Below are 21,829 nucleotides of genomic sequence, written 5' to 3' on the forward strand. Positions count from 1 at the left end.
CGCGATGATTGGGTTGTGCCATGAGCCCTCAGCGACCGCGCTTCAGTAAGCCGCGCGGTAGATCTTCTCGATGTCGCCGGCGCTGAGCTTGCGCGGATTGTTGCGCATCAGCCGCTCGATGCCGGCGGCCTCCACGGCCATCGCCGGGATCGCTTCCTCCGGCACGCCGAAACTGCGCAGCCCGGCAGGGATTTCCACCGCTGCGCACAGGTCGGTCATGGCCTGTACGGCTTTGTCTGCGGCTTCGCTGGCGCTCAGATGCGCGGTCTTCACACCCATGGCTTCGGCAATATCCTGCATGCGTTCGACGCAGGCCATTTTGTTCCAGGTCATCACATAGGGCAGCAGCAAGGCATTGCTGACACCGTGGGCAATGTTGAAGCGACCGCCCAGCGGATACGCCAACGCATGCACCGCACCGACCCCGGCGTTACCGAACGCCATGCCGGCCATGAGGCTGGCGGTGGCCATGTCTTCACGCGCTTGCAGGTTAGCGCCATTGGCGTAGGCCTTGGGCAGAGCTTTGGCGATCAGCTTGATTGCGCCGATGGCGAGGGAGTCGGTGATCGGCGAGGCGTTCACCGACAGATAGGATTCGATAGCGTGCACCAGTGCATCGACACCACTGGCTGCGGTAACGCTGCGCGGACAGGTCAGGGTCATTTGCGGGCTGACCAGCGCCACATCCGGCAACAGATAGTCGCTGACGATGCCTTTCTTCAACTGCGCGACCTTGTCCGAGAGGATCGCCACGTTGGTGACTTCAGAGCCGGTGCCGGCGGTGGTCGGAATGGCGATCAGCGGCGGGCCCTTGCGCGGTACCTGATCGACGCCGAACAGATCTTCCAGCGCACCGTGGTAGCCGGCGTAGGCGGCGACACTCTTGGCAATGTCAATGGCGCTGCCACCGCCAAGGCCGATCAAGCCGTCATGCCCGCCTTCGCGATAGGCGCGCATGCAGTCTTCGACGATGGCGATTTCCGGATCGGGCAGCACACGGTCGAAAATCTCGTATTCGCGCCCGCCGAGTTGCACCAGCGCCAGCTCGACGGTGCCGGACTTGACCAGCGCAGCGTCGGTGACGATCAACGGGTTGTCGATGTCGAGGCGGGTGAGTTCGGCGGCCAGTTGTTCGATGGCTGCGGCGCCGGTGATCAGTTTATGAGCGATTTTGAACTGGGACAGACTCATGGTGCGCAGCCTCTTATAGATGTGGGAGCTGGGCACAAGATTAGCTGGGGATTTGGGGTTGTCTGCTATTCAGGGTGTGAATGGTTGATCGGATAGGAAGATCAAGAGCCCCTCACCCTAACCCTCTCCCTGTATGTACCGGAGACATGGTGGACAGGTGTTCGGAGACATGGTGGACACATTTTAATAGACACATTGCTCATCGCGAAGGAGATGGCCTGTGTCTTGGCAAGAGGTGTCCACCGTGCAGCTTCGTTCGGAATTCGTGCTGTTGGCTCGGCAAGAAGGGGCCAATGTTCGGCAGCTTTGCCGTCGATTCAATATCAGCCCAAGCACTGCCTACAAATGGCTCAGCAGGTTTGAAAATCTCGGTGCGCAAGGGTTGATCGATCAGTCTCGACGACCAAAGACGTCACCCAAACGCTGCGCTGAAGAGGTTGAGCAGCAGATTTTGACCATGAGTCAGGAGTACGCCGCTTGGGGCGCTCGCAAGCTCAAGCGCGTGTTGGAAGACGACGGCAAGGTGATGCCCTCTGTCAGCACCGTGCATGCGGTTTTACAGCGTCATTCGCGCGTTGATCCAAAGGCTGCCGAGGTCAAACCGTTTATCCGGTTCGAGCACGAGGCGCCCAACGATCTTTGGCAGATCGACTTCAAGGGCCATATCAGCCTGAGCCACGGACGTTGCCATCCGCTGACGATACTGGACGATCACTCACGGTTCTCACTGTGCATCGCTGCGTGCGCCAATGAGCAGCGCCGAACCGTCCAGGATCATCTAATGCGGGCCTTTCGGCTCTACGGTCTGCCTCTGCGCATGACGATGGACAACGGTTCGCCATGGGGTGACCAGACCGGCGTTTATACCGCGCTGGAGGTCTGGCTGATGAGCCAGGGTATCAAGGTAGGCCACTCCCGACCTTATCACCCGCAAACCCAAGGAAAGCTGGAGCGCTTCCACCGCAGCCTGAAAAATGAAGTCCTGCAAGGCCGGTATTTCACCGATCTCGACGATGCGCAACGGGCGTTTGATATCTGGCGTGATATCTACAACCAGAAGCGTCCGCATCAAGCGTTGAACATGCAGGTTCCTGCTACTCGCTACAGCAGCAGCCCACGGGAATACCAGGAGCAACCAGCGGCACCGGAGTACGACGATGGGGATGTGGTCAGGAAGGTTCAGGTAAAAGGAGAGATCTACTGGAGGAACCGTGAATACACAGTCGGAAAGGCTTTTCACGGGAGGTCAGTAGCTATCCGGGAAACGACGGAGGACGGCATCTACGATGTCTACTGGAGTAGACATCGTATCGCCCGAATCGACTTGAACTTGCAGACCGTTACGGCAGGTAAGAAGATCTAAAACCGTCCACCATGTCTCCGAACATGTGTCCACCATGTCTCCGGTACATACACTCCCGGAGGGAGAGGGGACTGACCGGGTTGTACTCTCGAAATACATCGACCTGAATTACCGAGTCGAACTCCGGCCGCGAAAGCCACGAAAATCTGCTCCCTTCCCCCTCGCCCCCTTGGGGAGAGGGCTGGGGTGAGGGGTGGCTTTTGACCTTGATCTCAGACCTGCGCAGTACGCAGTTTCTCGCTGCGCCCGCGCAGCCATTCCAGTGTCAGCAGCAGAATCACCGAGAAGGCAATCAGCAACGTCGCCGCAGCGGCAATCGTCGGGCTAAGGTTTTCGCGAATCCCGCTGAACATCTGCCGAGGCAATGTCGCCTGCTCAGGCCCGGCAAGAAACAGCGTCACCACCACTTCATCGAAAGAAGTGGCAAAGGCAAACAGCGCCCCGGAAATCACTCCCGGCGCAATCAGCGGCAAGGTCACCCGGCGGAATGCAGTCAGCGGCGATGCGCCGAGACTCGCAGCAGCACGCACCAGATTGTGATTAAAACCCTGCAACGTCGCCGACACGGTGATGATCACAAACGGCACACCCAATACCGCATGCACGACGATCAGCGAGAAGAAGCTGTTGCCCAGCCCCAGCGGCGCGAAGAACAGATAACTCGCCACGCCGATGATCACCACCGGCACCACCATCGGTGAGATCACCAGTGCCATCACCAGTGACTTGCCGGGGAAGTCGCCACGGGTCAGGCCGATCGCCGCCAGGGTGCCGAAGATCATCGCCAGCACCGTCGCCGCCGGGGCGACGATGATGCTGTTCTTCAGCGCGCGCATCCATTCCGCCGAGGCGAAGAAGTCGTGGTACCACTGCAGCGAGAAACCTTGCAGCGGATAGACCAGGAAACTCCCCGAGTTGAACGACAGCGGAATGATCACCAGCACCGGCAGGATCAGGAACAGCAGGATCAGGCCGCAGAGAATCCGCAGGCTGTAGAACCACACCCGTTCGATGGGCGACATGTAAGGACTCAGCATCGCAAATTCCCCTTAGCTCAGGCGCAGGCGACTGGCGCCGACCAGCCAGCTGTAGATCAGATAAAGCACCACGGTCGCCAGCAACAGCAGCCCGCCGAGCGCAGTGGCCATGCCCCAGTTGATGCTGGTGTTGGTGTAGAAGGCGACGAAGTAACTGACCATTTGGTCGTTCGGGCTGCCGAGCAGCGCCGGGGTGATGTAGTAGCCAATCGCAAGGATGAACACCAACAGGCAGCCGGCGCCAACACCGGCGTAGGTCTGCGGGAAGTACACCCGCCAGAAACTGGCGAACGGATGACAGCCCAAGGAAATCGCCGCGCGCATGTAGGTCGGTGAGATGCCTTTCATCACGCTGTAGATCGGCAGAATCATGAACGGCAGCAGGATGTGCACCATCGAGATGTATACGCCGGTGCGGTTGAACACCAGTTCCAGCGGTTTATCGATGATGCCCATGGCCAGCAGCGCACTGTTGATCAGACCGCCGGATTGCAGCAGCACGATCCAGGCGGCGACCCGCACCAGAATCGAGGTCCAGAACGGTAGCAACACCAGGATCATCAGCAGGTTGCTCTGCCGCGAAGGCAGGTTCGCCAGCAGGTAGGCCAATGGATAAGCGAGCAACAGGCAGATCACGGTGATGACCAGGCCCATCCAGAACGTGCGCGCGAAGATGTCAAGGTAGATCGCCTGATCCGGGGTGGCTGGAGCCAGTTCGCCAAGGTCATCGATGCGGTGATCGACCGCCGCCAGCAGGTAATACGGAGTGATGCTGCTGGTGTTGCGTTTCACCGCTTGCCAGTAGGCCGGGTCGCCCCAGCGTTCGTCGAGCGCTTCCAGCGCTTCTTTATAAGAAGCCGGTTCGCTGGCGAACGGCAGCGCCCGGGCGGTTTTGGTCAGCAGGCTGCGGTAGCCGGCCAACTCCATGTTCAAGCGCTTGGACAGATCGCCCAGCGTCTGGTTTTTGCGGGCTTCGGCGAGGTCTTCGCTGGCAGCCTTGTACACCGGCTCGGCGGGCAGACCACGACCGTCCCAACTGGCGATGGCGGTGACAGTGCGCGGCATGCCGCCAACCACTTCCGGGTTGCCGACGCTTTTATAGAGCAGCGCCACGATGGGCACCAGAAACACCAGCAGCAGAAACAGCACCAGCGGCGCAATCAGCGCCTGGGCTTTCCAGCGGTTGACCCGCTCGGCGTGCTTGAGCTTCTGCTTCAAGGTGGGGCTGGCGCCCTCGTTCAGGGGAACGGCGATGGCCATGACGTACTCCGCAAATCTTTGATCGTGACAGAGGTGGCGAACCACCTCTGTTGCGTTGAAACACTGCTACCTGTGGGAGCGAGCCCTCCTGTGGCAGCGAACCTTTGTGGCGAGGGGATTTATCCCCGTTCGGCTGCGCAGCAGTCGTAAAACCTGAGAATGCGGTTTATCTGACCCACCGAGCGGGTATGGCTTTGGGGCTGCTTCGCAACCGGACGGGGATAAATCCCCTCGCCACAAAAGCCCCCTTGCCATCCTCCATACAGGTAAAACAGTGGTTATTTCGCCGCCCAGGAATTGAAGCGCTGTTCCAGTTGTTCGCCGTTATCAGCCCAGAAGCTGACGTCGATCTGCACCTGGTTGGCGATGTTTTCCGGGGTGGTCGGCATGTCTTTCAGGACATCCTTGGCCAGCAGCGGCACGGCTTGGGTGTTGGCCGGGCCGTAGGCGATGTTTTCCGAGTAGGTCTTCTGCTGCTGCGGCTGCACCGAGAAGGCAATGAACTTCTTCGCCGCTTCGGCGCGCTTGGCGTCCAGACCTTTCGGGATGGCCCAGGCGTCGAAGTCGTAGATGCCGCCGTTCCACACCACTTTCAGGTTGGATTCTTTCTGCACCGCCGCGATGCGACCGTTGTAGGCCGAACTCATCACCACGTCGCCGGAAGCGAGGTATTGCGGCGGTTGTGCGCCGGCTTCCCACCACTGAATGCTTGGCTTGAGCTCATCGAGTTTCTTGAAGGCGCGATCCTGGCCGCCCTTGCTCGCCAGCTCTTTGTAGACGTCTTTCGGCGCCACACCATCGGCCATCAGCGCGAATTCGAGGGTGTACTTGGCGCCTTTGCGCAGGCCGCGCTTGCCCGGGAATTTCTTGGTGTCCCAGAAATCCGCCCAACTGGTCGGTGCGGTCTTCAGCTTGTCGGCGTTGTAGGCCAGCACGGTAGACCACACAAAGAAACCTACGCCGCACGGCTGAATGGCGCCTTTGACGTAGTCTTCGGTCTTGCCGAACAGCGCCGGGTCGAGTTGCTCGAACATGTCTTCGTCGCAACCACGGGACAGCTCTGGCGATTCAACTTCGACCAGATCCCACGACACGCTCTTGGTGTCGACCATGGCTTTGACCTTGGCCATCTCGCCGTTGTATTCGCCGGCAACGATCTTGCCGTTACCCGCCGCTTCCCACGGTGCATAGAAGGCTTTGACTTGCGCCGCCTTGTTCGCCCCGCCAAACGACACCACGGTCAAGTCCGGGCCGGCAGCCATTGCGCCGGTGGCACCCATCAGGCCCAGAGTCAGGGCGGTGAACTTCAGGGATCTCAACATTTATTGTTCTCTCCACGTGCAGGGTTGGTGTTGGTATTGCCGGGGCGCTTAGTGCGCCTCTAAAAGCGGATCGAGCGCACGAACGTGCTCGACCTGCCAGCCAAGCGGAACCACGTCGCCGACAGCGAGCGCGGGATCGAGCTCGGCAATCGGTTGTTTAACGAAGAAGTCGGTCTTGCCGCAGACTTCCAGGCGCACCCGGACGTGGTCGCCCAGATAGATGAATTCCGCCACCCTCCCTGAGAAGCGGTTGACGCATTGATCGCTCGAACCGTTGAGGCTGACGCGCTCCGGACGGATCGACAGAGTCACCGGTTCGCCGGTCTGGCCAACGTTGACGGCCAGCGCCTCGACCTTTTCGCCACGCCCCAACTCGACCACGCAGCGCTCGCCACTCTGGCTGAGCAGGCGGCCGTTGAGGCGGTTGTTCTCGCCAATGAAGTTGGCGACAAAGGTGTTTTTCGGCTCTTCGTAGAGCGTGCGCGGCGGGGCGATCTGCTGGATCTCGCCCTGATGGAACACCGCCACGCGGTCAGACATGGTCAGCGCTTCACCCTGATCGTGGGTCACGTAGACCACGGTCACGCCGAGGCGCTGGTGCAGGTGCTTGATCTCCATCTGCATGTGTTCACGCAGTTGTTTGTCGAGGGCGCCCAGCGGCTCGTCCATCAGCACCAGTTGCGGCTCGAACACCAGCGCGCGGGCCAGTGCCACACGCTGCTGCTGACCACCGGACAACTGCGCCGGGTAGCGCGAAGCGAAGGCATCGAGCTGAACCATGCTGAGGACTTTCTTCACCCGCTCGCTGACGTCGCTTTTATTCAAGCCGCGCACGGTCAACGGGAAAGCAAGGTTCTCCGCGACAGTCATGTGCGGGAACAGCGCGTAGTTCTGGAACACCATGCCGATATCGCGCTTGTGCGGCGGCACGTTGTTGATCGAACGCCCGGACAGGAGGATTTCACCGGCGGTCGGCGTTTCGAACCCGGCGAGCATCATCAGGCTGGTGGTCTTGCCGGAACCGGACGGCCCGAGCAGGGTGAGGAATTCGCCCTTGCGAATGTCCAGGTTGAGGTCTTTGACGATCAGGTTCTCGCCGTCGTAGCTCTTCTGCACACCACGAAAGCTGACCAGCACATCACTGGTCCCTGCGCTTGTATCGACCTGGCTCATACCCACACCTTTGTTGTTGATGACTGCTTGTTCATCAAGCCTAGTGGCTGGCGGCGGCCACGCAAATCGGGGCGCAGGAGAGAATCGCTTAAGCGCAATGGAAGGTTGGGGGTAGGGATTGCCCTACAAGGATGGCGCGTTTGGGCAAACGCAGCGGCAAGGGGCAAGCTGCAAGCGGCAAGAACAGGCAAAAGCGTCTGTCGCTAATGGATATGCCCACTCCGAACCTGTAGGAGCGAGCCTGCTCGCGAATGCGGTGGGTCATCAAACTGAATGGCTGACTGTTACGCCGCTTTCGCGAGCAGGCTCGCTCCCACATGAGGGCGGTGATGGTCAGAGCAGTTTGTGCTCCATCGCGTATTTCACCAGCTCAGCCAGGGAGGTGATGTTGAGCTTCTGCATCAGCCGCGCCTTGTGGGTGCTGATGGTCTTGCTGCTCAAGGCCAGTTGCTGGGCGATGTCGTTGACGTTGGCGCCCTGGGCCAGGCGTTCGAACACCGAGAATTCGCGTTCTGACAACAGCGAATGCAGCGGCCGGGTATCGGTCAGGCCGACTTCGAAGACCATGCGGTCGGCCAGTTCCGGGTCAATGTAACGCCCGCCCGCCGCGACCTTGCGGATCGCCGTGAGCAGCAGCGCCGGATCGCTGTCCTTGGTCGCATACCCTGCCGCGCCGACCTTCAATGCGCGAGCGGCCATTTGCGCTTCGTCGTGCATCGACAGCACCAGAATTGCCGGCGGATTGTTCAGCGCCCGAATGCGCGGGATCGCTTCCAGGCCATTGACGCCGGGCATGGAGATGTCCAGCAACACCACCTCGCACGGCACGCTGCGCAGGGTTTCGAGCAGTTGCTCACCATTGCTCGCCTCCCCCACCACTTGCAGATCCTTGGCCAGGCCGATCAGTTGCTTGATGCCTTCACGGACGATGGTGTGGTCTTCGGCTACCAGTACACGGATCACGTTCTTCTCCAGATTTCAGGTACACACCAATCCCTGTGGGAGCGAGCCTGCTCGCGAAGGCGTCAGCACTCACGACACAAATCCTCAGACTTCACTCACCGGCACTCGCACCACCAGACTGGTGCCCTCCCCCGGCTCACTCACCAGCTCCAGCCGCCCGCCCATGATCAACACTCGCTCACGCATGCCGACCAGACCAAACGACGTCGGCCGACCCTCGGCGGCGACAAATCCTACGCCATCATCGCTGACGGTCAGACACAATTCATCGCCCGCAAGCGCCAGCGTCAATTCCACCGTATGCGCCTGAGCATGGCGCATCACGTTGGTCAGCGCTTCCTGCAAAATCCGGAACAGCCCCACCGCCTTGGCGTCGCTGAGCGCCGGCAGGTTATCCGGCACCTGCACCAGACACGGTATCTGCGTGCGCGCCTCGAAGCGCCGTGCCTGCCACTCGATCGCCGAGGCAATCCCGGCATCGAGAATCGGCGGGCGCAACGCCGTCGCCACATCGCGCACCAGCTGAAACAACTGCGCGATCAGGCGTTTCATGCTGTTGAGCCGCTCGTTCAGACCCGGGTCGAGTTGCGCGTAGGCCAATTCGCACATCGATGTCTCCAGTTTCAGCACGGTGAGCATCTGCCCCAACTCATCATGAACTTCCCGGGCAATGCGCGCCTTCTCTTCTTCACGCACGCTTTCCAGGTGCGCCGACAGTTCACGCAGTTGCTCGCGCGAGGCCGCCAGTTCCAGCTCGATGCGTTTGCTTTCGCTGATGTCCCAGACGATGCCGTCCCACACATAGGCGCCGTCCTCCAGCTGGCGGGTGATCGCCTTGATCTCGGCCCAGCGCTGCTCCCCCTGGCGCGTGACGATGCGGCCCTGCCACGACCAGTCGCTGTCAGTGTCCAGCGCCTGATCCTGGGTGCGGTGATAACTGGCCTTGTCGTCGGGGTGCACGAGGCTGCGCAAGCCCATGTCGCGATGAGCGATGGTTGCCGGCGCATAACCGACCAGACTTTCGCTGCCCTCGCTGATGTAGGCAAAGTCGATCTGCCCGGTGACCGGTGCCCGCTCCAGCCTGAACACCAGACCCGGAACGTTGGCGGCGATGCCTTGCAGGCGCGCCTCGCTTTCCTGCAAAGCGGCGAGCGCGCGGCGGCGGTCGGTGACGTCGGTGAGGTAGACCACCAGATATTCACTGTCGCGAAAACGCAGAAAACTCAGGGAAACGTCGGCCGGCAACACGCTGCCATCGGCGCGCAGGCAACTGGTTTCGAAGCTCAAGGGCCCTTCTTCACTGGCCCGTGCACGCTTCCACAGATTGAGCCAGCGATCCATGTGCAGGCCGGGCTCGAAATCGATCAGCGGCCGTTCGATCAGCCCGCCCGAAGGATAACCGAGCATGTTTTCCGCTGCGCGGTTGGCGTAGCGCACATGGCTGTCCCAATTGACCCAGAGAATGCCGACCGTGCTTTGGTCGATGGAAAACTGTGTCAGCCGCAGCGCCTCTTCACTGGCCGCGCGCAACGCGATGTCCTCGCGGGCGCTGAGCAAGCGTTGTTCGAGGCTGCGCTGTTGGCGCCGCTGCCAGACCACGATCGCCGCGCAACTGAGCAGCATCACCGCGAACAACAGGCTGAGGTTCTGCCAGAACCCCGGCGATTCGGTCAGCCGTGGGTATTTCGGCTGCAGCCATTGGTTGTGCAGTTGTTCCAGATCCTTGGCCGGGATCGCGCGCAAGGCGCTCTGGACGATGCCGGCCAGCTCCGGCCAATCGCGCCGCGAGGCCACACGTAGCAACTGCGGCAGGCCGATATCGCCGACCACCACCAGTTCGGCAAATTCCGGCTCCACCGACAGACGCCCCAACTGTGCTTCGTCGACCACCGCGTAGGAGGCTTGCTGACTCAACAGCAGTTGCAACGCTTGCCGTTCCAGCGGCACGCCTTGCAGATTCAGATGCGGATAGTTGCTGCGCAGATAATCGGCGGTGCTGCTCGGCATGCGCACGGCGACGCGGGTCTGGCTGTCGAGCTTTTCCAGATCGACCGCGCCGCTGCTCTTCTGGTCGCTGACCACCAGTTGCGGCACGCGCATGTACGGGTCGGAAAACTGCCAGAGGCGCAGCGCGCTGGGGGTCTGGCTGAGGCCCGGGGCGATGTCGATCTCGCCCTCGCGCAAAGCGTTTTCCAACTGCCCGAGATCCTGAAAGTTGCGCCAGCTCAGTTCCACGCCGAGGGTTTTGGCCAGCAGTTTCATCAACTCGACATTGGCCCCGGACAATCGCTGCAGGCGCCGATCGTAGGTCGCGTAGGGCGCCTGCAACACCAGGCCGACGCGCAATTCGTTGCGCTGCGCCAGCCATTGCTGCTGCTCTGGCGACAATTGCGCGGCATGATCCGGTGGCGCAGGCGCCGCCCAGCCCATCAAGGGAAACCACAAACAGCCGATAACCCACAGGCAGCAAAATCGCTTCATTGAAGTCTCATACACTGACAAATACTGACCAACCCATTAGGCTGCCGGGATAATTTCTGGCCTGGAATAACCGATGCCCTCTGTCTACCGCCTGGCACTGCCAGCATTGTGCCTGTCGCTGATCCTGCCTTGTGCGTTTTCCGTCGAAGCCGCCGACCCGGCGCCTGCCGCCACGGATAAACCCGCCGAAGAAAAACCGGCCGAGCGCCAGCCACTGCTTGAGCGTAGTCAGGAAGAGGCCGCCGCACTGCAACGTAAACTGCCGGCGCAAGAGCAGCAACAACTGCAGGCTGGCAGCGACACTTTCCTCGCCCTGTGGAAACCGGCCAACAGCGCCGAACCCAAAGGCGCGGTGATCATCGTTCCCGGTGCCGGCGAAACCGCTGACTGGCCTCAGGCAATCGGCCCATTGCGACGCAAATTGCCGGACGTCGAGTGGAGCAGCCTGAGTATCCCCCTGCCGGATCTGCAAGGCGACGCCATTGCTCCGCGCGTGATCGAACCAACCGCCGCGCCGAAAGCCCCGGAAACCACAAGCAAGGATGCCGCCACCGCACAACCGATCGAACAGGCCGCTGGCGGTGAAGCGGAAGTTGCCGAACAGGTGGTCGCCGAGACCAGCGAAGAACAGGCCAAAGCCGATGCCGATCGCATTTTCGGACGCATCGACGCAGCGATTGCCTACGCCGAACAGCAGAGCGCGCGCAGCATTGTCGTGCTCGGCCACGGCACCGGCGCTTATTGGGCGGCGCGTGTTCTCAGCGAGCGGCAGACGCCGCAGGTGGAGAAACTGGTGATGGTTGACGCGCAAGTCCCGACCAAAGCCCTGCCGCCACTCGCCGAACTGACGCCGACACTGAAGCTGCCGACGGTGGATATTTTCTACATGGACAAAGCGCTGGATCGCAACGCGGCGCTGGAGCGCATGCAGGCGAGCAAGCGTCTGAAGACCTCGGCGTTCAGCCAAGTGGCGCTGAAGGTATTGCCGGACAAGAAGGCCGAGCAGGAACAATTGTTTCGGCGGGTGCGGGGCTGGTTGAATCCTCAGGCTGTTGACTGACTGTTACACCGAGTCGCCCCTCTTCGCGAGCAGGCTCGCTCCCACATTGGATCTATGCAAAATTCAATGTGGGAGCGAGCCTGCTCGCGAAGAGGCCCGCACATACGACACCTCTCTAACGCCTAGCGAAAATCCCGTCGCTCCCGAATCAACGTATAGGCATGGTGCAATTCCCGCGTACGTTCGGTCGCCTCACGCACCTGTGCCGGGGTCGCGCCACTGCCGGCGATCTTGTCCGGGTGATGGCGACTGAGCAACCGTCGGTAAGCGCGCTTGATCTGCGCCGGCTCGCTGCTCGCCGACACCCCAAGCAACTTCATTGCCTCCTGGTAACTCACTGCCGCACTGACGATCGGCCGCTTGCCCGGCTCGTAATCGCTGGCTAATGCCTGCACCTGCTGCGCCGTCCAGCCGAGCCATTTGCCCCACTGCGCCAGCAACTCGCGTTCGCTGACCCCGGCGCGACCATCAGCCCAGACCATTCGCCAGCAGGCACGCAACACGCCCTCAGCCGCATGCGGTTGCGCACTCAATCGACGCAGATAGCCGCGCAGATTGTCGCTGCCGGACTTGCCGCGATTGAATGCAGCAATGGCCCGCCGTGTCGCCGGCTCGCTCATTTCTAGCGCGCGCATTTCGTTGCGCGCCTGCTGGATATGCCCGTCAGTGACGCGCCCGTCGCTCTTGGCCAGACGCCCGAGCAAAACGAACAGCAATTCATCGTTGCGCAGCATCGGCCGGCCGCCGAGCTTTTCGCGTAAATGTCCCCAGCTCTGCAAGTGCAAGCGCCGATCCAGCGCCTGCCCCAACAACGCCCCAAGCATGGCCCCCGGAATGCTGGCAATCGCGTACCCCACTCCGGCTCCAATCAGAGTCCCTGGCCACAGCATCTCAGCGACTCGCTTCTATCAAAGCTTCGGCTTCGGCCAGACGCTCGTAGGTACCAACATCTACCCAATGCCCCTTCAGGCGCTCGCCCGTCACTTCACCTTTGGCCATGGCGTTGCGTAGCAGCGGTGCAAGCTTGAAAGCGCCATCGCTGCAACCGTCGAACAACTGCGGATGCAGCACGGCGATACCGCTGTAAGTCAGCGTCTGCGCATCAGGCTCGCCGTCCCGCACTTTGCCGTCGATGAGAGTGAAGTCGCCTTTCGGGTGATGCGGCGGATTGTCCGCCAGCACCAGATGCGCCAGGCCATTGATCGGCTGGTGCAGCACGCTGAAGTCGTAATCGGTCCAGATGTCGCCGTTGACCACCAGAAACGCATCGTCACCAAGTAACGACAGCGCACGGAAAATCCCGCCACCGGTTTCCAGCGGCTCGCCTTCCGGCGAGTACTGGATGCTCAGGCCGAAGCGCGAGCCGTCGCCCAGATGATCCTCGATCTGCTGACCAAGCCAGGCGTGGTTGATCACGATTTCGTTGAAACCTGCGGCCGCGAGGGCGTGCAGGTGATACTCGATCAGCGGCACGCCAGCGGCACGCACCAGCGGTTTCGGCGTGGTCAGGGTCAGCGGGCGCATGCGCTCGCCTTTGCCCGCCGCCAGAATCATTGCCTTCATGCCGTCGCTCCAGCACGCAAGCTGCTGAACAGCGCTTGCAGTTCCGCCAGTTCAGGACGGCGGGCGATCACTGCTTCTATATAAGAGAAGAAGCGCGGCACATCGGCCAGATAACGCGGCTTGCCATCGCGATGGCAGATACGCGCGAAGATGCCGATGACTTTCAGGTGACGCTGCACGCCCATCAGGTCGCTGGCGCGCAGGAAGTCTTCGAAATCCGCCTGCACCGGAATATCCAGCGCCGAGGCCTGCTGCCAATAACTTTCCAGCCAGCCGCGTACACGTTCTTCCGGCCAGCTGAGGAAAGCATCCTTGAACAGGCAGGTGACGTCGTAGGTCACCGGGCCGTACACCGCGTCCTGGAAATCCAGCACGCCAGGGTTGGGCTCGCTGAGCATCAGGTTGCGCGGCATGTAGTCGCGGTGCACCAGCACTTTCGGCTGCGCCAGCGCGCTGTCGATCAGCAACTCGCTGATTTGCTGCCATTGTTGCTGCTGGGCCGCATCGAACTCGACGCCCAGCTCACGTTTGACGTACCACTCGGGGAACAACTCCAGCTCACGACGCAATAGGGCGACGTCGTAACTGGGCAACGGCGCAACCATCGGCAACTGTTGAAAAGCCAACAGCGCTTGCAGGGCATCGTGGAATAACGCGTCGGCATTTTCGCCATCGATGACGTCGAGATAGGTCTTGTTGCCCAGGTCATTGAGCAAAAGAAAACCGCGCTCGAGGTCTTCGGCGTAAATTTTCGGCACATTAATTCCGGATTTCGCCAGCAAAAAGGCGATATCCACGAACGGTTTGCAGTTTTCCTGCGGGGGCGGCGCGTCCATCACGACGAAGCTGCGACCATCGCCCTCCCAGCGGAAGTAGCGGCGGAAACTCGCGTCGCTGCTGGCCGCGGTCAACGTGGCCGGGGGCACGGTGCCCCAGCCCTGCTCGGCAAACAGCTTTGCCAACTGCTCATCGAGCCAAACTTTCAGGTGTTGCAAGCGTACATCTTGGTCAGGCATTGCAAGGGTCTCCGACGGCGCTAGCCGTCAAGCGGGTCATGCTTTATTATCCAGCATCTTTTTCAGACCATCGAGAGGCGTGCGGCCCACACCGCGGGCAGATGGCACGCAGGAAGCCCGGACTAATAAGATGGCATTGAAATCCCCCGCGTTTCGTAAAAAATTTCCGTTGTTGGTAACCGGCAGTCTGCTGGCTATGCAACCTCTGGCCAGTCAATTCGTTGTTGCCGCCGAGCAGTATGACTGCTCCGTCTCGGCTACGGGTGGCTGGGACTGTGCGCCCAAGTCGCCCGCCGCGGCATTGCCGCCGCGCCCGGTACATGACGGCAGTGCCGTCAGCGCTGCCGGCGAGACCCCGGCCGACAACGGTTCCGGCGCAGAGACCGGTGCGAAAACCGCACTGGTCACCGAAGCCAAGGGCCGTGGCCTGAAATCCCGTAGCGAAGACTACAGTCACCTCGACTGGGTTCCGCGCGAGAAGCTCACTGCCGCGCAACTGGCCGAGACCGGTCCTTACTGCTCTGGTTCCTATATCGAACCGATTCGTCCTGGCATGAATGACAAGACGAATAAAAGTGACGCGCCGACCTTCATCGGTGCCAAAGCGTCGCGTTACGAGCAGGACACACAAGTCGCCAGCCTCGCCGGTGACGTGGTCATGCGTCAGGGCAGCATGCAGGTCGAAGCCGACGAGGCCAACCTGTATCAGGCCGAGAGCCGTGGCGAACTGGCCGGCAACGTGCGCATCCGCGACAACGGCGCGCTGATCGTCGGCGACCACGCCGATGTACAGCTCGACACTGGTGAAGCCAAGGTCGACAACGCCGAATACGTGATGCACAAATCGCGCATCCGCGGTAACGCGCTGTACGCCAAGCGTGCTGAAAACGCGATCATCCGCTTGAAGGACGGCACGTACACCACGTGCGAACCGAACAGCAACGCCTGGCAGCTCAAGGGCAACAACATCACCTTGAACCCGGCCACCGGTTTCGGTACCGCGACCAACGTGACGTTGCGCGTCAAAGACATTCCGATTCTGTACACCCCGTACATCTACTTCCCGATCGACGACCGTCGCCAGTCAGGCTTCCTGCCGCCGACCATCGGCTCGGGCAGCGACACCGGCTTCATGCTGGTCACCCCGTACTACTTCAACCTGGCGCCTAACTATGACGCCACGTTGTACCCGCGTTACATGAGCAAGCGCGGCATGCTGGTGGAGGGTGAGTTCCGCTACCTGACCAAGTCGAGCGAAGGTCAGTTCGGTGCGGCGTATCTCAACGATGAAAACGACGATCGCAAGCTTCAGTCCGACTACAAGGACACTCGCTATATGTACAACTGGCAGCACAAGGGCGGTCTCGACTCCCGCGTGCTGACCCAGGTTGACTACACCAAGATAAGCGATCCGTATTACTTCCAGGACCTGCAAACCGACCAGATCGGCGTCAAGAGCGACGACTTCGTCAACCAGCAGGGCTCGGTCACTTATCGTGGCGACAGCTACACCGCACGCCTGAATGCCCAGCAGTATCAGCTGGCTACCGTGTCGAATATCACGCCTTATGGTCGCCTGCCGCAGATCACTTTCAATGGTCAGCTGCCGTATCATCCGGAAGGTCTGAATTTCGACTACGAGACCGAGCTGGTTCGTTTCGATCGCGATCTACGTGATGGTGACTTCATCAATGAAGATGGCATTGCCGAACGACGTCTCGACACAAACATCACCGGCTTGGCTCGCGCCAACGGCGATCGCCTGAATCTGAAGCCGGGCGTCAGCCTGCCGATGAACTGGACGTATGGTTTCCTCAAACCATCGTTGAAGTATCAGTACACGCAGTATCAGCTTGATCTCGACCAGCAAGGCAAAAGCACGCTACTGGCTGGTGAAGACTACAGTCGCAACCAGAACCGTGGCGTCCCTATAGCCAGCGTAGATAGTGGACTGTACTTCGACCGCAATACCTCCTATTTCGGCAAGAATTATCGCCAGACCCTAGAACCACGTCTCTTCTATCTCTACGTACCTGAGAAAGATCAGGAAGACATTCCGGTTTTCGACACCAGCGAGTACACCTTCAACTACGCCTCGCTGTTCCGCGACAACCGCTTCTCCGGCGCCGACCGTGTCGGTGACGAGAACAAGCTGTCGCTGGGCGTGACCAGTCGCTGGATCGAAGACAACGGTTTCGAGCGTCAGCGCATCAGCGTCGGCCAGGCTCTGTACTTCAAGGATCGCAAGGTCCAACTGCCGGGTATCGCTTTCAACGATCGTGACGACGCGAAGTCCGACGTATCGCCATACGCGCTGGAATACGAATACCGCTGGAACCGCGATTGGCGCACCACCGCCGACTACAACTGGGATCCGGACAGCCGCAGCCCACGCTCCGGCAGTGCGATGTTCCATTACCAGCCGGAAGACAACCCGAACAAGGTGGTCAACGTTGGTTATCGCTATCGTAACGACCAGGTTCGTTATGACCAGAACACCGGTAAATGGCAGGTGGGCGGCGGTGACTATGGCACCCCGGGTCAACCTGGCTACGTGAAGGACTACTACAAGATCCAGCAGCATGATTTCTCGGTCATCTGGCCGATCGTTCCGCAGTGGAACGCCATCAGCCGCTGGCAGTACGACTACAACCGCAATCGCACGCTGGAAGCCTTCGGTGGTTTCGAATACGACAACTGCTGCTGGAAACTGCGCCTGATCAATCGTTACTGGGTCGCTTATGACGAAAACAGTCAGAACGCCCCGGAAAACGAAAAAGGCGACCATGGCATCTTCCTCCAAATTGTTCTGAAGGGACTCGGCGGCCTGACTGGCGCCAAGGTAGAGAGCTTCCTCGACAAAGGCATTCAAGGTTATCGTGAACGTGAAGACCAAGCTTTCTGATTGTCTGCGCCCGGTGCTGCTGGGCGCGTTGTTCCTGGGTACGGCGGCCAACGCCGCCGTACAGTCCATCGATAAAGTGGTGGCGATCGTCGATAACGACGTGGTCATGCAGAGCCAACTGGACCAGCGCGTTCACGAAGTTCAGCAGACCATCGCCAAGCGCGGGGGCGGTCTGCCGCCTCCGGGCGTGCTCGATCAGCAAGTGCTCGAGCGCCTGATCGTCGAAAACCTGCAACTGCAGATTGGCGAGCGCTCCGGCATCCGCATCACCGATGAAGAACTGAACCAGGCGGTCGGCACCATTGCCCAGCGCAACAACATGACTGTTGATCAGTTCCGTGCTGCGCTGGCTCGCGATGGCCTGAACTATGACGACGCCCGTGACCAGATCAAGCGCGAGATGATCATCAGCCGTGTGCGTCAGCGTCGCGTGGCAGAACGCATTCAGGTGTCCGAGCAGGAAGTGAAGAACTTCCTCGCTTCCGACCTCGGCAAGATGCAACTGTCCGAAGAATTGCACCTGGCCAACATCCTGATTCCGACCCCGGAAAGCGCCAACTCTGAAGCGATTCAGAGCGCTTATCGTCAGGCCATGGATGTTTACCAGCAGCTCAAGCAAGGCGCTGACTTCGGTCAGATGGCCGTGGCCAAATCCGGCAGCGACAACGCGCTGGAAGGCGGCGACATGGGCTGGCGTAAAGCCGCACAACTGCCACCTCCGTTCGATCGTGAGCTGAGCAGCATGGCGGTTGGCGACGTCACTCAGCCTGCGCGTACGCCGGGCGGCTTCATCATTCTGAAGTTGCTGGGCAAACGTGGCGGCGAAGCGCAGATGCGCGACGAAGTTCATGTGCGTCACATTCTGGTCAAGCCGAGCCCGATCCGCGACGAAGCCAAGACCAAGGCACTGGTGCAATCGTTGTATGACCGCATCACCGCCGGCGAAGACTTTGCCGAACTGGCGAAAAACTATTCGGAAGATCCGGGTTCCGCCCTTAACGGTGGCGACCTGAACTGGATCGACCCGAACGTGCTGGTACCGGAATTCCGCGAAGTGATGGCTTCGACCCCACAAGGTCAGCTGTCCAAGCCATTCCAGACCCAATACGGCTGGCACGTGCTGGAAGTCCTTGGCCGTCGCGCCACTGACGGCACCGAACAGGCCCGTGAGCAGCAAGCCATGACCGTACTGCGGAACCGCAAATACGACGAAGAGCTGCAGACCTGGCTGCGTCAGATCCGTGACGAAGCGTACGTAGAGATCAAACTCCCTGGTGCAGACCAGGCAGCGCAGTGAAACCCAAGCGTTTCGCGCTGACACCCGGCGAACCAGCCGGCATCGGTCCCGACCTGTGCCTGCTGCTCGCTTCGCAAGCCCAGCCACATCCCCTGATTGCCATCACCAGCCGCGACCTGCTCCTTGAGCGGGCCGCGCAGCTGGGGCTGGCCATCAACCTGCTGGATGTTGCGCCGGGGCAGTGGCCAGATGTTCCGGCGCCGGCCGGTAGCCTGTATGTCTGGGATACGCCGCTCAGCGCACCGGTGGTTGCCGGGCAACTGGACAAGGCCAACGCGGCGTTCGTCCTCGAAACCCTGACCCGCGCCGGCAACGGTTGCTTGAACGGCGACTTCGCCGGGATGATCACCGCGCCGGTGCACAAAGGTGTGATCAACGAGTCGGGTATCGCATTCTCTGGACACACTGAATTTCTCGCCGACCTGACGTACACCGCGCAGGTAGTGATGATGCTGGCCACTCGCGGTTTGCGCGTAGCGCTGGTCACCACGCATCTGCCTCTGCGCGAGATTGCCGACGCCATCACCCCGGAGCGACTGGAGCGAGTGACTCGGATCCTGCACGCCGACCTGCAAGACAAATTCGGCATCGCCCGGCCCCGCATCCTGGTCTGCGGTCTCAACCCGCACGCCGGTGAAGGCGGCCACTTGGGCCATGAAGAAATCGACATCATCGAACCGACATTAGAGCGCCTGCGCGGCGAGGGCATGGACCTTCGTGGCCCGCTGCCTGCCGACACTCTGTTTACCCCCAAATATCTGGAGCACTGCGACGCAGTGCTGGCGATGTACCACGACCAGGGCTTGCCCGTGCTCAAGTACAAAGGCTTCGGCGCTGCGGTCAACGTGACGCTGGGCCTGCCGATCATCCGCACCTCGGTCGACCATGGCACCGCCCTGGATCTGGCCGGCAGCGGCAGGATCGACACCGGCAGCCTGCAAGTCGCCCTGGAAACCGCCTACCAGATGGCCGAGACCCGTTTATGAACGAGCAATACCAACACAAGGCGCGCAAACGCTTTGGTCAGAACTTCCTCCACGATGCCGGCGTTATCGACCGCATCCTGCGCTCCATCCACGCCAAGCCTGACGATCGCCTGCTGGAAATCGGCCCCGGTCAGGGTGCGCTGACCCAAGGTTTGCTGGGCTCCGGCGCGCAACTCGACGTAGTGGAGCTGGACAAGGATCTGATCCCGATCCTCAACCAGCAGTTTGCCAGCATGAGCAATTTCAACCTGCATCAGGGCGATGCGCTGAAGTTCGACTTCAATACGCTGAATGCCGCGCCGAACAGCCTGCGGGTGGTTGGCAACCTGCCGTACAACATCTCCACGCCGCTGATTTTTCATCTGCTGGACAACGCCGGCATCATTCGCGACATGCACTTCATGTTGCAGAAAGAAGTGGTCGAGCGTCTGGCCGCAGGTCCGGGTGGCGGTGACTGGGGTCGCCTGTCGATCATGGTTCAGTACCATTGCCGAGTGGAACATCTGTTCAACGTTGGCCCGGGCGCATTCAATCCGCCGCCGAAAGTCGATTCGGCGATCGTTCGTCTCGTGCCCCACGCGGTACTGCCGCACCCGGCCAAGGATCACAAGTTGCTGGAGCGCGTCGTCCGCGAGGCGTTCAACCAGCGCCGCAAAACCCTGCGCAATACGCTCAAGCAATTGCTCAGCAACGCGGAAATCGAGGCCGCCGGCGTCGATGGCAGCCTGCGTCCCGAGCAACTGGATCTGGCCGCATTCGTGCGCCTGGCTGACCAGCTCGCGATACAGGTTCCGGTCGCTCCTGCCGCCGACTGACCTGCGATGAACGCTATCGGGCAGCACACCACTCTGGTTTACTGCCCGATACTTGCCTAGACTGATTCCCCATCAGCTACGCCCCGCGTTCCGCTTCGTTAAGGCCCTCTTGCATGTCCGATTCCCGTTATCAGGTCGATGTCAGCGTCGTCACCCACTATCTGGCAGACCAATCGCAACCCGAACACGACCGTTTCGCCTTCGCCTACACCATCACCGTGCAGAACAACGGCGAGATTGCGGCCAAGCTTTTGTCCCGGCACTGGGTGATCACCGATGGTGACGGCCATGTCGAACAAGTGCGCGGTGAAGGCGTCGTCGGCCAGCAACCGTTGATCGATGCAGGCAAGAGCCACACGTATACCAGCGGCACGGTGATGACCACCAAGGTCGGCACCATGCAGGGCACTTATCAAATGCTCGCCGATGACGGCAAACATTTCGATGCCGTCATCAAACCGTTTCGCCTCGCCGTACCCGGAGCCCTGCACTGATGACGACTTACGCCGTCGGTGACCTGCAAGGCTGCCTCGAACCGCTCAAGTGCCTGCTCAAGCAAGTCGCGTTCGACCCGGCGCTTGACCGGTTGTGGCTGGTCGGCGATCTGGTCAACCGCGGCCCGCAGTCGCTGGAACCCTGCGCTTTCTCTACGAGATGCGCGAGTCGCTGGTCTGCGTGCTCGGCAATCACGACCTGCACCTGCTGGCAGCCGCGAAGAAAATCGAGCGCTTGAAGAAAAGCGACACTCTGCGCGAAATCATCGAGGCCCCCGACGGCCCGCAATTGATGGAATGGCTGCGCCAGCAGAAGCTGATGCATTACGACGAAACACGCGATGTTGCGATGGTCCATGCCGGCATCCCGCCGCAATGGTCGCTGCGCCGTGCGTTGAAGTGCGCCGCCGAAGTCGAGACCGCCCTGCGTGACGACAACGTGTTCCCCGCCTACCTTGATGGCATGTACGGCAACGAACCGGCGAAATGGGACAACGACCTCAAAGGCATTGATCGCCTGCGGGTGATCACTAATTATTTCACACGCATGCGCTTTTGCACCGCCGAGGGCAAGCTCGACCTCAAGAGCAAGGAGGGCCTGGACAGCGCCCCGCCCGGCTACAAGCCGTGGTTTCAGCACAAGGAGCGCAAGACCAAAGGCCTGCGCATCATCTTCGGTCACTGGGCTGCGCTCGAGGGCAATATCCACGAACCGGGCATTTCCGCGCTGGACACCGGATGCGTATGGGGCGGCAGCCTTACGCTGATGAACGTCGACAGCGGCGAACGTCTGTCATGCAAATGCGACGAGCACGGCGGGCTTGCACACACGGTTGCGCCACTTATCCCCGAATCTTCGCCAGTCGACGCGCCGCGTTAGACTGCACTTTCAGTTGAGCTACA

General features: G+C 60.8%; 17 protein-coding genes and 1 pseudogene. 8 read left to right on the plus strand and 10 right to left on the minus strand.

All coding sequences use genetic code 11. The features are described from left to right. Positions 1 to 42: 42 nt before the first annotated feature. Entirely contained in the window at positions 43 to 1,191 is a 1,149-nt protein-coding gene (locus OC605_RS05375) for an iron-containing alcohol dehydrogenase (RefSeq protein WP_262136446.1), read from the minus strand. A 220-nt stretch (positions 1,192 to 1,411) separates the two neighbouring features. Between OC605_RS05375 and OC605_RS05380 the strand changes: the two genes are divergently transcribed. Beyond that, complete coding sequence (locus tag OC605_RS05380; protein ID WP_410055979.1) at positions 1,412 to 2,554, plus strand: IS481 family transposase; 1,143 nt, start codon at positions 1,412 to 1,414, stop codon at positions 2,552 to 2,554. 212 nt (positions 2,555 to 2,766) lie between these two features. On the opposite strand, the gene OC605_RS05385 is transcribed toward OC605_RS05380, so the two are convergent. The 6 genes from OC605_RS05385 to OC605_RS05410 form a co-directional block, all read right to left on the minus strand. Next, positions 2,767 to 3,591: an ABC transporter permease gene (locus tag OC605_RS05385; protein WP_016772909.1), complete on the minus strand. Its 825-nt coding sequence runs from the start codon at positions 3,589 to 3,591 to the stop codon at positions 2,767 to 2,769. A 12-nt stretch (positions 3,592 to 3,603) separates the two neighbouring features. After that, on the minus strand, positions 3,604 to 4,851 hold the full coding sequence (locus OC605_RS05390) for an ABC transporter permease (protein ID WP_016772908.1): 1,248 nt from the start codon (positions 4,849 to 4,851) through the stop codon (positions 3,604 to 3,606). Between the two features lie 278 nt (positions 4,852 to 5,129). After that, complete coding sequence (locus OC605_RS05395) at positions 5,130 to 6,173, minus strand: ABC transporter substrate-binding protein (protein ID WP_016772907.1); 1,044 nt, start codon at positions 6,171 to 6,173, stop codon at positions 5,130 to 5,132. A 48-nt stretch (positions 6,174 to 6,221) separates the two neighbouring features. Further along, a complete protein-coding gene (locus OC605_RS05400) occupies positions 6,222 to 7,346 on the minus strand; it encodes an ABC transporter ATP-binding protein (protein WP_016772906.1) in 1,125 nt (374 codons plus the stop codon). A 333-nt stretch (positions 7,347 to 7,679) separates the two neighbouring features. Further along, a complete protein-coding gene (locus OC605_RS05405) occupies positions 7,680 to 8,309 on the minus strand; it encodes a response regulator transcription factor (protein ID WP_003228820.1) in 630 nt (209 codons plus the stop codon). A gap of 84 nt (positions 8,310 to 8,393) precedes the next feature. Further along, positions 8,394 to 10,790, minus strand: coding sequence for a PAS domain S-box protein (locus OC605_RS05410; RefSeq protein WP_262136447.1), 2,397 nt, complete (start codon positions 10,788 to 10,790; stop codon positions 8,394 to 8,396). 73 nt (positions 10,791 to 10,863) lie between these two features. Here OC605_RS05410 and OC605_RS05415 point away from each other — a divergent pair, with 73 nt between their 5' ends. Next, on the plus strand, positions 10,864 to 11,850 hold the full coding sequence (locus OC605_RS05415) for an alpha/beta hydrolase family protein (RefSeq protein ID WP_262136448.1): 987 nt from the start codon (positions 10,864 to 10,866) through the stop codon (positions 11,848 to 11,850). A gap of 122 nt (positions 11,851 to 11,972) precedes the next feature. Here OC605_RS05415 and OC605_RS05420 read toward each other — a convergent pair whose 3' ends face one another. The 3 genes from OC605_RS05420 to OC605_RS05430 are packed head-to-tail and all read right to left on the minus strand — an operon-like array spanning position 11,973 to position 14,429. Then, positions 11,973 to 12,740 carry a TerB family tellurite resistance protein gene (locus tag OC605_RS05420; RefSeq protein ID WP_262136449.1) on the minus strand — a complete coding sequence of 256 codons (768 nt, stop codon included), beginning with the start codon at positions 12,738 to 12,740 and terminating at the stop codon, positions 11,973 to 11,975. Between the two features lies 1 nt (position 12,741). Next, a complete protein-coding gene (murU, locus tag OC605_RS05425; RefSeq protein WP_262136450.1) occupies positions 12,742 to 13,413 on the minus strand; it encodes an N-acetylmuramate alpha-1-phosphate uridylyltransferase MurU in 672 nt (223 codons plus the stop codon). Next, positions 13,410 to 14,429: an aminoglycoside phosphotransferase family protein gene (locus tag OC605_RS05430; RefSeq protein WP_262136451.1), complete on the minus strand. Its 1,020-nt coding sequence runs from the start codon at positions 14,427 to 14,429 to the stop codon at positions 13,410 to 13,412. The genes murU and OC605_RS05430 overlap by 4 nt, the downstream gene beginning before the upstream one ends. A gap of 130 nt (positions 14,430 to 14,559) precedes the next feature. Here OC605_RS05430 and OC605_RS05435 point away from each other — a divergent pair, with 130 nt between their 5' ends. The 6 genes and pseudogenes from OC605_RS05435 to OC605_RS05460 all read left to right on the plus strand — a co-directional run bounded on the left by OC605_RS05435 (position 14,560) and on the right by OC605_RS05460 (position 21,806). Next, positions 14,560 to 17,334 carry an LPS-assembly protein LptD gene (locus OC605_RS05435; RefSeq protein ID WP_262136452.1) on the plus strand — a complete coding sequence of 925 codons (2,775 nt, stop codon included), beginning with the start codon at positions 14,560 to 14,562 and terminating at the stop codon, positions 17,332 to 17,334. Next, positions 17,309 to 18,631 carry a peptidylprolyl isomerase SurA gene (gene surA, locus OC605_RS05440; RefSeq protein ID WP_186568887.1) on the plus strand — a complete coding sequence of 441 codons (1,323 nt, stop codon included), beginning with the start codon at positions 17,309 to 17,311 and terminating at the stop codon, positions 18,629 to 18,631. The genes OC605_RS05435 and surA overlap by 26 nt, the downstream gene beginning before the upstream one ends. Further along, positions 18,628 to 19,617, plus strand: coding sequence for a 4-hydroxythreonine-4-phosphate dehydrogenase PdxA (gene pdxA / locus OC605_RS05445; RefSeq protein WP_262136453.1), 990 nt, complete (start codon positions 18,628 to 18,630; stop codon positions 19,615 to 19,617). Before surA ends, pdxA begins: the two co-directional genes overlap by 4 nt. Further along, positions 19,614 to 20,432, plus strand: a complete 819-nt coding sequence (gene rsmA / locus OC605_RS05450) for a 16S rRNA (adenine(1518)-N(6)/adenine(1519)-N(6))-dimethyltransferase RsmA (protein WP_186568889.1) — start codon at positions 19,614 to 19,616, stop codon at positions 20,430 to 20,432. The genes pdxA and rsmA overlap by 4 nt, the downstream gene beginning before the upstream one ends. A 113-nt stretch (positions 20,433 to 20,545) precedes the next feature. Beyond that, positions 20,546 to 20,926, plus strand: a complete 381-nt coding sequence (gene apaG, locus OC605_RS05455; protein ID WP_122506055.1) for a Co2+/Mg2+ efflux protein ApaG — start codon at positions 20,546 to 20,548, stop codon at positions 20,924 to 20,926. Beyond that, positions 20,926 to 21,806, plus strand: a pseudogene (locus OC605_RS05460) (symmetrical bis(5'-nucleosyl)-tetraphosphatase). Before apaG ends, OC605_RS05460 begins: the two are co-directional and overlap by 1 nt. Positions 21,807 to 21,829: the final 23 nt, after the last annotated feature.

The organism is Pseudomonas sp. Marseille-Q5117 (assembly GCF_946901175.1).
GTDB lineage: Bacteria > Pseudomonadota > Gammaproteobacteria > Pseudomonadales > Pseudomonadaceae > Aquipseudomonas > Aquipseudomonas iranensis.